Genomic DNA, 12,137 nt, shown 5'->3' on the forward strand with positions numbered 1-12,137 from the left:
ACACCGCTGCCCCGTAGGCAACGAAGCGGTGGGCAATACCCCTCGTTGATGAGGGATACCACCCACCGCGTCCGGTGAGTCGCTATTTACGCGGGGACGGCGTACGGCAGGGGCTCGCCGCCTTCAGGAGCGGCAAATCGGATCTGCAGCGGCAGTCCGACCTTCAGGTCTCCGGTGGAGACATCCTGCAATTGCATACGGATCCACGGGCCCTCGTCGAGCTCGACGATCGCGACCGGTAACTCGGACTGACCCCGTCGGTTGATCACGGCGTACGACGCGAGCGTCGCACGACCAGAGGCCTCCGACCAGCTGAGCTCGGTGCTCTGGCAGCGCGGGCAGGTACTGATCTGCGGCGCGAAAAGGTGGCCCTGCGGACACTGGTGCACCAGCAGTCGGCCTTCAGCAGCGGCGTCAAAGAACGCAGCCGATGCGTCGTCTCGCTGCACGGGCAGCATGTTCTCGGCGGACATCACGCCTCCTTAGGGTGCGGGCTGAGGATCAGGGTCGCATGGTGTTGCAGGACGCCACCGTTGCCGGAGACCAGGATGTAGTCGTTATCGGCAACCTGGCGTTCACCGCCCTCGCCGCGGCCCTGGATGACCGCTTCGCTCAGCGGAGTCATCCCCCACATGTAGTAACCGGAGAGCTGACCGCCGCCGGTGTTGGTCGGCAACGAACCGCCCGGGGCCAAGGCGCCTGACTCGGCGAGCGCGCCACCCTCACCCTTCGCACAGAAACCGTAGTCCTCGAGGGTGATCAGCGTCGTGTACGTGTAGCAGTCGTAGATTTCCCGGACGCCGATCTGATCAACCGTGACGCCAGCCATCTTGAAGGCTCGCTCGCCGGAGAGTTTCGCACCGCTGACCAGCCCGAACTCGGAGTCGCGCTCATCGATATAGCCAGGGTGGCACTGCGCGCCGCCGTGGAGGTACACCGGGGGCTTGGCCAGATCGCGCGCCTTCTCGCCTGAGGTGACGATGACCGCGATCGCCCCGTTGCTGACCAGGCAGCAGTCGAACAAGTGCAGCGGATCGACGATATAGCGGGATTCCTGATGATCCTCCATCGTCAGCGGAGTGCGCATCTGCGCGATCGGGTTCAGTTCGGCCCATTTGCGCGTGCTGATCGCGATATGCCCGAACTGTTCGCTGGTGGTGCCATATTTGTCCATGTGCCGGCGAGCGGCCAGGGCGTACCCCACGTTCGGTCCGAGCAGCCCGCCACCGGCCGGCATCCCGAGGAATCCGGGATGCAGGCGGTTCTTCGGGTCGGAGTAGGTCGCTCCGGCGCGCTTTCCTTCGGTGAGCGGCACATCGGAGAACACGCAGGCGACCGCGGTCGCCTGCCCGGACGCGACGGCTGCCGCGGCCTGCATCACCATTACGCCGGCCGAAGATCCGTACGCTTGGATCTCGGAGAGCACCGAGAGATTCCGCAGCCCAAGGTCCGCGGCCAGCGGCATGCCAACGGCCCGGGTGAGTCCGTAGTTCACCAGCAGACCGTCGATATCGCTGACCTTGAGCCCGGCGTCAGCGGCAGCCTTTCCGATCGCTTCGACGGCGAACTGGGTACCTGTTCGCCCGTACACCTTCCCCATGTCGGTCATCCCGAGACCGACGATGGCGGCATCAAGTTTCGTCATGTTCGCGATTCTGCCTTATCGGATGATCGATACTTAGCGTGGCTCATCAATTAGTCGCGATACGTACATGCAGCGCCGACGAACAACTGACGTTATCAACGCTTGGGACGGGCCCCGGCGGCGGTTAGGCGGGCCAGCCGCTCCTGTGGCAGCTGGCGCGGACACGTGCTGCACTTGGCTTCCGCCGGCACCCGATAAAGCAGGCAACATGACCCCCGTCGCAGATGCGACTCGCCCGTCGGTGTCGTGGTCAGCCGTGGTGCGGGCAGCGTCACGCCCAGGGCACGACCCATTTGAGAAATCAACCGGTCCGCACTGGTCAGGACCTCCGCCGTACGACCGGTGAGCTGACCGGCCCACAACAGCCGACCCACGATCGCATCGACCGCGAACGACCAGAGCCGACGTTCTCCCTTACCGATGATCGCGGCGAGTACGTCGATTACCTGCGCTAGCGAATTTCCTAGCAGTGCAGCGACATCAGCAATCGGCTCCGGGCCGATCGAGACCGATCGTGATCCGGGAATCCTGCTGTCCGGGCGATGGAACAGCCGCGTGTCCTCAAGTCGTGGCGATAGCGCGCGACCAGTGACGTACCAACTCGTCACTGCAGGCATCACCAGCCAGGTACTGGCCGAGTACCACCAAAGCGTGCCGAGCACGAACCTGTCATCGATTCCCCAGATATCGCCGCGAAGCCGGATCTGCTCCTGTATCCAGTCGGAATCCAGACACCACGTCGCTGGGATCTCGACGGCAGGCGCCGCCCTTACCAGCGTGTCGGTCGGCAGCACCCTAAGCAATTCAGCCCATAGTTCATCCGCGTGCCCGGTCATGCGCGAGCCACCTGATCTTCGCGTCGCGGCGCCGTACTCCCCGTCTGCTCCTCCACGGGCGCGTCCGCGTGCTCCTGCGTCAAGCTTCCGTCGGCCATTCGATAGATGCGGTCGCTCACGTAGCGCAGGAAGGCGATGTCGTGGCTGACAATGACTTGCGCGGTGCCGGATTCGCGCAGCCGATGTAGCAACTTTCCGATCTCCGTAGCCGTGGTGACATCCAGGCTTGAGGTCGGCTCGTCGGCGATCATCAGCGCCGGCTGCGCACAGATCACTCGCGCGATCGCGACACGCTGGCATTGTCCGACGGACAAGCCGCGTGGATACACATCCGGATCGATATCGCCGAGTCCGACGTCCGCGAGGACCTTTGCGGCGAGCTCACGACGCCGTGCGCGATGCGGCGGGCGTACGCCGTCGCGGCGCGCTGCCGCGGCAATCGGCTCAGTGATGGAGCGCCAGATCGGCCAGCGGGCATCGAGCGAGCCAACGGGATCCTGGAAGATCGGAAGCACGTTGCCGGGTTCGCCGGCGCGCGTCGCCGTGCCGGAATCCGGTTCCTCAATCCCGCCCAACAGTCTCAGCAGGGTCGACTTGCCGGAACCGGAACGGCCACAGATGCCGACTATCTCGCCGGGATGCACCGTCAGGTCGATGCCGGCTACCGCTGTGTGCACACCGCGACGGGTCACGTATCGCTTGGTTACCCGATCAAGGCGGGCAACGACACGATCCTGCAGTGCACTGTCATCCGGCGACACTGCTGGCTGAGCAGTCGCACGGATCTCCGCAGACTGCACAAGTTGCATCGTCCGCCGCGCCCGCGGTCGCGCCATCACGGCGCCCGACGCGCCCTCCTCCACTATTCGGCCGCCGTCCAGCACGATGATCCGGTCGGCATGCCGCGCGGCGAGGTCCAGGTCGTGCGTGACGAACAGCAACCCCTTCGAGGAACGCCGAAGCAGATGCATCATGTCGTCGGCAAGTTCGGCATCCAGCGCACTGGTGGGTTCGTCCGCGAGCGTGACCGACGGCTCCAGCAGTGCGGCCGCGACGATATCGGCACGTTGCAACATCCCGCCGGACCACTGATGCGGATACTGCGTCCACCGCTCCGACGCGTCGGGGATACCCGCCGAGCGCAGCGCGTCCAGTACGGCGACCTCACTGATCTCGACGCCCGCCGGTCGCAGCGGCTCAAGGATGTGGTGACGCACCGTCCGCAGCGGATCAAATGCCGAGTACGGATCCTGCGTGACGTAGCCGGCGCGGACGCGCGCCGCCGAGCGCTCCCGCTTTCGAAGCCCCGCCAGCGGTTGGCCGTCCAGCTCGATCGCTCCAGCGACGCGTGCGCCCGCTGGCAGCAGCCCCAGTACGGTCCGTAGCGTGCTGGTCTTACCGCAACCCGATTCGCCGACCAGCGCGACCACCTCGTCACAGCCGACCGTCAGACTCACTCCGTCGAGGGCACGGTAGCCGCCGCGATAGGTCACCGTCAGGTCCTCGATCCGCAACATGTCGCTCTTGTGGCTCATGTCGTCTCCCGAGTCCTGCGGCGGATCGCGTGGGCTGTCGAGGTCATGCGGTCTCCGCGATGTCGGCGCAATCGCGCAACGCGTCGCTGATCAACGTGACGCTCGCGACCGCGAGGATGAGCCCGACGCCCGGCCCAATCAACAGCCAGGGCGCAACCGTGAGGTCGAGGCGACTCTCATTGAGCATGCTGCCCCATTCGGCTGTCGGTGGTTGTACCCCCAGTCCAAGGAAGGACAGGCCGGCGAGCGCGAGGATCGTTTCGCCGAAGCCGAGAGTCGCCGCGATCAGGGTGTGCGAGAAAACGCCAGGCAGCACGTGCGTCATCGCGATCCGCACGCCGCCGACGCCGGCCATTCGGGCCGCGACGACGTCCAGTCGGTGTCTCGCCCCCAAGGAAAGGGTCCGCGCCAGTTTGGTCAATCCGGCCCAGCCGGTCAGTGACATGGCGAGGATCAGGTTGCCGAATCCTGGGCCGAGTGCGCCGACGATAGCCAACGCGAGAATGAGCGACGGCAAGCCGAGCATGATGTCGCAAAGTCGGCACACGAGCGTGTCGTACCACCCACCGATCAGCCCAGAGGACACTCCGAGCACGAGTCCGATGGCCGTGGTGATAACGAAAACGATCACCGCGGCGTACGTCGAGACCCCTGCGGCGTGCACGGTCCGCGCGAACAGGTCACGGCCGTTACCGTCGGTACCAAGCCAATGCGCTGTGGACGGTGGCGCGAGTTGGTTGCGGTAATCGGTGGCATTCGGATCACCGACGAGCAGCGGTCCGATCAGCGCGATCGCGAACAACAACAGCAGCCCGATTGCGCCGACGCGGAAGCCGCCGTGGCGCCGCAGGCGGGCCCATAGTTTCGGTGCTAGCTCGCGTGCAGCACGCGGTTCATCGACGATATCGGCGATCTGGTTCACGGCCAGGCTCATCGACTCACCTCCAGTTCGCGACTTTCGGTCTGCTCGGTGCGGGCGGCATCGCGCAACGCTAGGCGTAGCTGGCGGCGGCTGAGCCCATGTCCACGCAGCCGCGGATCAATCACGGCAAGGAGTAGGTCGATGAGCAGGCTCACGATGACGTAGATGAGTACCGCCAGCATGGTGAACGTCGCGATGACCGGCTGGTCCCGGGCGTTGATCGCCTGCATCGTGTAGCCGCCGACACCAGGCCAGGTGAACACGCTTTCAGCGATCGGTGCCCCGCCGATCAACCCGGCCGCGCCCAGGGACACGACGGTCAGGAATGGGCCGGCGGCGTTCGGCAAGGCATGGGTGAACATGCGCCGCGTCGGACTGATGCCGCGCGCGCGACACACCTGCATATAGGCGGATGACTGCGCCTCCAGAATCGATGCGCGCAGAATCCTGGCCCAATAGCCGGCGGAACCGAGCGCGAGAGTGAAGGCCGGCCAGCCGACCGTCCCCCAGGTGCCGTCGCTGACGATCACACCTAGTCCCAACTGCAGCACCAGGACATTGAGGATGATCAGGCCGACGAGGAAGCCAGGGGCGATGACCAGGGCGAGCGATACGACACGCCCGACCCGGTCGGGCCAGCGGCGCGGTGCCGCGGCCGAAGCGATGCCGATCACGAGCGCCATCACGATGCCGATTACCAGAGCTGCAGCCGTCAACCGCAGGGTCGCCGGCAGTCGCGTCGCGAACTCGCTCATCACCGATCTACCGGATCGCCAGGACACCCCGAAGTCGCCCTGTAACGCAGTGCCCAGCCAATCTAAGTAGCGCCCGATCGGGTTGCCGTCCAGTCCGAGTTCGGCTCGCATCGCGGCGATCTGCGCCGCGTCTGGCTCGAGGATGCCGCGCGCTCGCAACACCCCACCAGCCGGATCTCCTGGCGCCAGCAAGAGCAGACTCCAGATGATCACGCTCGCGGCAAGCAGGGTGAGGACAGCGATCCCCACCCTGCGCGCGAGGGTTACCAGCATCGCTACGGCGTCGTTTCGAAACCGACCCAGAGGTTCGCCATCGGGATCTCGTAGTCCTGCCACGCGGGTCCCGCCACGATGCCAGGGATCCGCATGCCGAGCCAGCCCATGTAGGCGTTATCGGCGATCACGGTCTGTATTTCGCCGAGGACCGCATTGCGAGCCTCCGGGTCCATCGTGGTGGCGTACTCGTCGATCAGCGCATCGAGTTCCGGGTCCTTGATTCCACTGTGATTGCCGTCGCCATCGCTGGCGAACGTACTCTGCAGGGTCGTCGTTGGATCGCCCGAGAATGACGTCGTCCCGTTGCTGTGCGGGGCAAGCTGCCAGTTCACGTTCGGGTCCTGCTCGGCCTCATCAATGTCCGGGACCTGCTGAATCTCGACGGTGATACCAATGTCCCCGAGTTGAGCCTGCACGGCCAACGCCAGCGTTTCTGAATCTGGCTGCTGCGGGAACGTCAGCAGGTTCAGGACCAGCGGTTCACCGTCCTTGCTGCGGGTGCCATTCGCACCCTCGGCCCAGCCGGCATCATCCAGCAGCTGTTCAGCCTTGTCGAGATCCGTATCGAACATGTCCTGGTAGTACGGCGCCTGCGGCGAGTACATACCGTTCGAAACCTCGTACAGACCATTCATCACGTCGTCGGCGATCTCGTCGTAATCGATCGCCGCCAGCAGCGCCTGGCGCACGTCGCCGTCAGTCAGCACACCGGTCTTCTGATTCATTCGGAACTGGAAAGTTGGGCCCTTCGGCGTACCCGTGATCCAGTACGCATCGGTGCGGCCCTCGATGCTCTTGGCAGAGTCGGTCGGTGGGTACAACGCGAGGTCAGCTTCGCCGTTCTGCACGGCAAGAATGCGTGACTGCGCCTCTTCGATGAACTTGACCGTGACCGTCTCCAGCGGCGGCGTACCGCCCCAGTAGTCATCGTCGGCGCTCATCGTCATGGTCTGCGGATCGAGCGTGTCGACGACGTACGGGCCGGTGTAGATCTGCGCATCGTCGAGTTTGGCCACGTCTTCGTCCGCAGCCTCGTACGCGGCCAGGTCGAAAATGACGAACTTCGACTCGTCGGCGAGCAGGTACGGCAGATTCGGGGTCGGTTCCGCGGTGGTCACGGTGACCTCGCGTTCACCGGTCGCCTCGACCGTCGTCCCAGCCAACGGTTTAAGACCGGGGACGTTCTCCAGGTCATAGTTCATCACTGCGGCGAGCGCCTCGCCGTCGAGCGGATTCCCGTTCTGGAACGCGGTGCCCTCGTTCAGGGTCAACACCCAGGTGTGTTCGTCGACGTTCTGTAGATCTTGGAGCAGCCATGGCTCGGGCTCGGCGGCGAGTACGGGCCGCATCAGCAATTCGGCAGCGCCGAACTCGATGAACCAGAACCCGTTCGTCATCGGGTCTACGTCATCGATGGGGAAACTGGTCGCCAGCGTCAGCGACGTGGGGTCCTCGCCATCCTGCTGCCCGGGATCGCTCGTTCCGCACGCGGTCCCAGCCAGGACGAGTGCGACGGCGAGTGCCCCGGCGCTAAATCGACGAATTGAACGTACATACGGAACGCGCATGCGAGCCGCCTTTCCAGAACCTCGTGGAATGCATCGGATCGCTGCGATCGGTCTCCTGGCTCACAGAATCTCCGGCAGGTACGCCGAAGTCCGATTCGAACAGCCTTCCCGGATGTGGTTATCCAGTGACTTCCGGCGCAAGCGCGCCGATCGAGGTTCGAGTCAGTTCTGCTTACAGTGGCGAGGGCCGCTTCGGCATTGCACCGAATTCCCGTACACCGCAGCAAGTGAACAATAGCAGCGCTCACGGCGGACACCGCGGCCGCGGCCCATCTCACTATTACCTGGCGTGCGGTGCGGACACCAGTACCGGTAACCTTGTGTGTCGCGGCATCGCGCCGCGTGGAGGATTCGCCTAGAGGCCTATGGCGCTCGCTTGGAAAGCGGGTTGGGTTCACGCCCTCACGAGTTCGAATCTCGTATCCTCCGCCAACGGTTGTGGGTCGGGCACGAAGTGTCCGGCCCACAATCGTTTGTAGACGGCACAGTGATTCGAGGAGGAGCGCAGCGACGGGGTCTCGTATCCTCCGCCAGCTGTCACGGCTCCAGGTAGGTGGCAAGGTTCGTCAGCGACGACGTGATCCCTTCGGCGTGGTCACGTGCACGGACCCCGTCGGGGACATTCCGAGCCACCACCTCGACATCGGTCCCTTCCTCCACACTGCGCAGGTTCCACTCCATCTGCATGGTTCCCTGAAACGCTGCGTCATCGGAGTCGAAGTCAATCTCCTGCACGATGCGCTCACCGAGAACAATCTGTGAGATGCGAACGTCGGCCACGTCCGAGTCGACGGATGTCTTGCCGGGCGCACCTGACGCATCCTCGTACGTCAACACCAGCCGGTATGAGCCGCCCTCGCGCATATCGAACTGCTCGAACCGACCCTGCATCCCCTTCGGAGGCAGCCAGGTCTGCAGCGCATCACGACTGGCCAGCGCCGCGAACACCTCATCCCGGTCGACGTGAATGAGGAGACTGGCGCGATCGGTTCTTCCCATACCCCAACCCTAGGCGCGCCACCACCGGCCCCGCGACCTCGCGGGAGCCTGGCGTCTCCGCACATGGCTATGGGTCGGCTACGACGTGACCGGACCGGTATGTTCGGGACATGCGCCGAGCAGCCAGTGCCATCGCGGTACTCGCCTCGCTTGCCCTGCTGATATCTGGTTGCGGGGCCAGCGACGATCTTGACGTCGGCAGTGGCCATTCTGAGTCGCACAGTTCGCATGAATCGCACGAGCCACATAGTTCGCACGAATCAGCGCCGACGTCGGACGCCGAGGCCACGAGCGCGCAGACTCCTGCGATCGTCGATGAGTGTGCCGACCACCCGCTCGCGAGCCCCGCGTCCCCGGGAGAGGTGTTCTGCCATGCGTACTACGCGATGGAGTTGCTCGACGTCGCCTATGACGCGCCCGCCGAAGAAGCTGAACCTCATTGGCCGTACGAGGCAGCCGACGACCCGGTGTGGATGCTCGTCGAGTTCCGGGTGACCAGCCTGATCAGTGCGCCTGGACTGAGCACGGGTCAGGTGGTTCCGACCCTCACGGACACCACCGGTCAGATGGCGTCGGTCGGCGAAGTGGTCGGCGACTCCGCATCGATCCCGGACTATGAGTCAGACGAGTTCACAGCCGTGTACACGTTCGATCGATCCGAGACTGACCGCTCGAACGTGCTGCTGTGCACCACGTTTCTGATCTCCGTGGACAAGAGCATCGGGTGCACACACATCTGACACCCCTCGCAGGCGATACTTCAACGCGTACCCGACACGGGTTGAAACCATTGGAGCAGGATCAATGAGAGTGCTGATTCTCGGCGGCACCGCCGAAGCGCGTGGGCTGGCCGCGGCACTGGTCGACCTCGGCGTCCCGGTGATTTCCACATTGGCTGGCCGGGTACAGAATCCGCGGTTGCCTGCGGGCGAGGTCCGGATCGGCGGTTTCGGCGGTAGCAAAGGACTCGCCGCATTTCTGCAGACTGACGGCATCACCCATGTCATCGATGCCACCCATCCGTTCGCCCAGACGATGACTCGGCACGGCGCCGACGCCTCGGATGCCGCGGGCGTACCGTTCGTGCGGTACGCCCGGCCTGGATGGCGTGCCCGGCCGGACTCAGCATCATGGACGTGGGTTCGGTCCTACGATGAGGCTCGCACTGCCGCGCAGGAGCTTGGATCGCAACCATTCCTGACAACGGGCCGTCAGACGCTGCCTCATTTCCTCGAGCCGTGGGCGTCGCGTTCGGTGCTGGTCCGGGTAGTTGAGCCACTGTCATCGACCCCGCCCACGGCGTGGCGGGTACTCCTCGATCGGGGGCCGTACAGCGTTGATGGGGAACTGGCCGTGATGCGCCAGCACGAAGTCGATGTGCTGCTGACGAAGGATTCCGGCGGTTCTTACACCTCCGCGAAACTGGACGCCGCAGCGTCGTTGGGGGTACCGGTCGTGGTTGTGGGGCGTCCCGAGGCGCCCGCTGGGGTCCTCGAGGTTCCCACACTGCACGAGGCGCTGTCCGCGGTAGTCGGTTGACGCGTGTCGCAGTCTCTTTCGCCGTTGCCGCGTATGGCTTCTCGACGTCAGTGACCGGCCGTGACCCGTGCTACCGGCGGGCGAGGCGACGAACGACGATGCGCGAGATCACACAGACCGCGAGCGACGCGGCCGACAGACGACGGCCGAGTCGAGCGGCTCTATCAACGTCCGCGACGCGGACCGGCGCACCGTCGCCCAGCACGCCGCGGTCCTCGATCACCCCGCCGTACGTATTGCTGCCACCGAGGCGGACTCCGAGCGTCGCGGCGTACGCCGCCTCTATCCGCCCGCCGTTGGGACTGGGGTGCTGCCGTGCGTCGCGTCGCACGACGGCCAGCACCTCCCGAGGCCGCCCGGACAATAGGGCCGTCAGGCCCGCGGCCAGCCGCGCGGGAACGAAATTTGCCGCGTCATCCACTCGAGCCGCGGCCCAGCCGAATCGCGCCCAGCGCGGCGAGCGATAACCAACCATCGCATCAAGGGTGTTGATCGCGCGATATCCAAGTAATCCGGGCACGCCCGCTGCAGCACCCCACACCAGCGGAGCGACGACCGCGTCCGACGTGTTCTCCGCGAGCGATTCCACGCACGCTCGCGCGAGCTCATCGCCACTCAGGTTGCTCGGGTCACGTCCCACGAGTGACCGCACTCGACGACGCGCCGTGCTGAGATCGTCGCCTTGGACGCTGTGAGCCACCGCGCGCGCCTCGCTTTCCAGGGTCCGCCCGCCGAGTACCGCCCAGGTCGCAGCGGCAGTAACGCCCGCTCTAAGCCACACCGGCCCCCGGTACAGGGCGGCGCCGAGGGCGGTTGCGCCGCCGACTAGTACCGCCTCGTACGCCGCACCATTGATCTTGGAATCGCGATACAGCGGGCGTTGTAGCGCCGCCGCTACCCGCCCAAACCCGGCCACGGGATGGCCGCGTTGTGGGTCGCCGAGCAGTCGGTCAGCGGTGAAGCCTGCCAGCAACCCGATGCTCACCGCATCGAGGGTCCGCGCACGCTGCGGCGGACCGGCTCCGAACGCGGCACCTAGCCGAACTCGAGCGCGAGTTGACGCTGCGGGACGAGTGCGGCGAAAGCTCATCGCGCGAGCGCGGACACGACCGGACCGATGACGGTCACCGCGGGCGCACCCACCCCTGCGTCGGACGCCGTCCGGTCGATCTCGCTCAGCGTGGAGGTGACCGATCGTTGGCTCGGCATGCTCGCGTCGGCGATGCACGCCGCGGGAGTGTGCTCCGGCATTCCCGCGGCGATCAGGGTCTTGGCAATGGCGTCGAGTACCGCCACACCCATCAGCACCACGATCGTCAGGCCCGATCGCGCCAACGCTCCCCAATCGACCGTATTACGTGGATCGTCGGGAGCGACGTGCCCAGACACGACGATAAATCCTTGGGTAAGGGAGCGATGCGTCACCGGCACACCGATCAATTCGGCCGCGGCGATAGACGAACTAACACCAGGTATCGACCGCACCGGCACGCCTGCAGCGACGCACGCGTTCCACTCCTCGCCACCGCGGCCGAATACGAAACTGTCCCCGCCCTTGAGCCGGGTCACTCGAAGCCCTGCACGCGCACGCGTTACCAGCAACTCGTTGATGGCTTCCTGCGGCGTGAACTCGCCTCGCGGGATCTTGCCGACATGAATCACCTCGGCGTCCGGCTTGGCTCGCGACAGCGCACCCAACGGTGCTAGCCGGTCGCAGACAATGACGTCGGCCTCGGCGATCGCCTGCATACCGGCGATGGTGAGCAATCCCTGATCACCCGGTCCACCTCCGACGAGCGTGACCGCGCCGCCGTCATCGGCCGCGGGCCGGACAGCTTCGGCGCGTGGTCGGTCGCGCAGTACGACGTCGTACTGCAGCGGGTCGGCATCGGTCACCAGATCGATGAGCTCGCGGGAGGCGATGTCCCGAAGTGTCGCGTCTGGCTCGGTCGCCATGACGCTCACCTGGGCACCTGCATCGAGTAGGGCATGCACTCGCTCCGCGACACCGGCAGCGGGGGCGTGCAGGAGTACTTTGCAGCCATCTAAGGAAAAGGGCATG

12 protein-coding genes, 1 tRNA gene and 1 riboswitch are annotated in these 12,137 nt (G+C 65.3%); of the genes, 3 read left to right on the forward strand and 10 right to left on the reverse strand.

Annotated elements, in window-relative coordinates:
• Window positions 1-86: 86 nt before the first annotated feature.
• The 7 genes from E1H16_RS11130 to E1H16_RS11160 form a co-directional block, all read right to left on the reverse strand.
• The gene (locus E1H16_RS11130; protein WP_134323939.1) at window positions 87-473 is read right to left on the reverse strand and encodes a Zn-ribbon domain-containing OB-fold protein; all 387 of its coding nucleotides are present in this window, start codon (window positions 471-473) and stop codon (window positions 87-89) included.
• Window positions 473-1,645 carry a thiolase family protein gene (locus E1H16_RS11135; protein WP_134323940.1) on the reverse strand — a complete coding sequence of 391 codons (1,173 nt, stop codon included), beginning with the start codon at window positions 1,643-1,645 and terminating at the stop codon, window positions 473-475. The genes E1H16_RS11130 and E1H16_RS11135 overlap by 1 nt, the downstream gene beginning before the upstream one ends.
• 95 nt (window positions 1,646-1,740) lie before the next feature.
• A complete protein-coding gene (locus E1H16_RS11140) occupies window positions 1,741-2,481 on the reverse strand; it encodes a (2Fe-2S)-binding protein (RefSeq protein WP_134323941.1) in 741 nt (246 codons plus the stop codon).
• Window positions 2,478-4,016, reverse strand: coding sequence for an ABC transporter ATP-binding protein (locus E1H16_RS11145; RefSeq protein ID WP_208379005.1), 1,539 nt, complete (start codon window positions 4,014-4,016; stop codon window positions 2,478-2,480). Before E1H16_RS11145 ends, E1H16_RS11140 begins: the two co-directional genes overlap by 4 nt.
• A gap of 43 nt (window positions 4,017-4,059) precedes the next feature.
• On the reverse strand, window positions 4,060-4,950 hold the full coding sequence (locus E1H16_RS11150; protein WP_134323942.1) for an ABC transporter permease: 891 nt from the start codon (window positions 4,948-4,950) through the stop codon (window positions 4,060-4,062).
• A complete protein-coding gene (locus E1H16_RS11155; RefSeq protein WP_134323943.1) occupies window positions 4,947-5,966 on the reverse strand; it encodes an ABC transporter permease in 1,020 nt (339 codons plus the stop codon). Before E1H16_RS11155 ends, E1H16_RS11150 begins: the two co-directional genes overlap by 4 nt.
• Window positions 5,967-5,968: 2 nt before the next feature.
• Window positions 5,969-7,537, reverse strand: a complete 1,569-nt coding sequence (locus E1H16_RS11160) for an ABC transporter substrate-binding protein (RefSeq protein WP_134323944.1) — start codon at window positions 7,535-7,537, stop codon at window positions 5,969-5,971.
• Between the two features lie 28 nt (window positions 7,538-7,565).
• A riboswitch (cobalamin riboswitch) is annotated at window positions 7,566-7,775 on the reverse strand.
• A 106-nt stretch (window positions 7,776-7,881) separates the two neighbouring features.
• Between E1H16_RS11160 and E1H16_RS11165 the strand changes: the two genes are divergently transcribed.
• A tRNA-Ser gene (locus E1H16_RS11165) sits at window positions 7,882-7,969 on the forward strand.
• Between the two features lie 105 nt (window positions 7,970-8,074).
• Here the strand turns inward: E1H16_RS11165 and E1H16_RS11170 are convergent.
• Window positions 8,075-8,536 (reverse strand): SRPBCC domain-containing protein, encoded by a 462-nt coding sequence (locus tag E1H16_RS11170; protein ID WP_134323945.1) that lies wholly within the window; start codon window positions 8,534-8,536, stop codon window positions 8,075-8,077.
• A gap of 110 nt (window positions 8,537-8,646) precedes the next feature.
• Between E1H16_RS11170 and E1H16_RS11175 the strand changes: the two genes are divergently transcribed.
• Window positions 8,647-9,276, forward strand: a complete 630-nt coding sequence (locus tag E1H16_RS11175; protein ID WP_134323946.1) for a hypothetical protein — start codon at window positions 8,647-8,649, stop codon at window positions 9,274-9,276.
• Window positions 9,277-9,340: 64 nt separating this feature from the next.
• Window positions 9,341-10,075, forward strand: coding sequence for a cobalt-precorrin-6A reductase (locus tag E1H16_RS11180; RefSeq protein WP_134323947.1), 735 nt, complete (start codon window positions 9,341-9,343; stop codon window positions 10,073-10,075).
• A 70-nt stretch (window positions 10,076-10,145) separates the two neighbouring features.
• Here the strand turns inward: E1H16_RS11180 and E1H16_RS11185 are convergent, their stop codons facing one another.
• Together E1H16_RS11185 and cobA are read right to left on the reverse strand one after the other, a co-directional pair.
• Window positions 10,146-11,165, reverse strand: a complete 1,020-nt coding sequence (locus E1H16_RS11185) for a cobalamin biosynthesis protein (RefSeq protein ID WP_134323948.1) — start codon at window positions 11,163-11,165, stop codon at window positions 10,146-10,148.
• Window positions 11,162-12,136: a uroporphyrinogen-III C-methyltransferase gene (cobA, locus tag E1H16_RS11190; RefSeq protein ID WP_134324032.1), complete on the reverse strand. Its 975-nt coding sequence runs from the start codon at window positions 12,134-12,136 to the stop codon at window positions 11,162-11,164. The genes E1H16_RS11185 and cobA overlap by 4 nt, the downstream gene beginning before the upstream one ends.
• Window position 12,137: the final 1 nt, after the last annotated feature.

Source organism: Cumulibacter soli, assembly GCF_004382795.1.
Lineage (GTDB): Bacteria > Actinomycetota > Actinomycetes > Mycobacteriales > Antricoccaceae > Cumulibacter > Cumulibacter soli.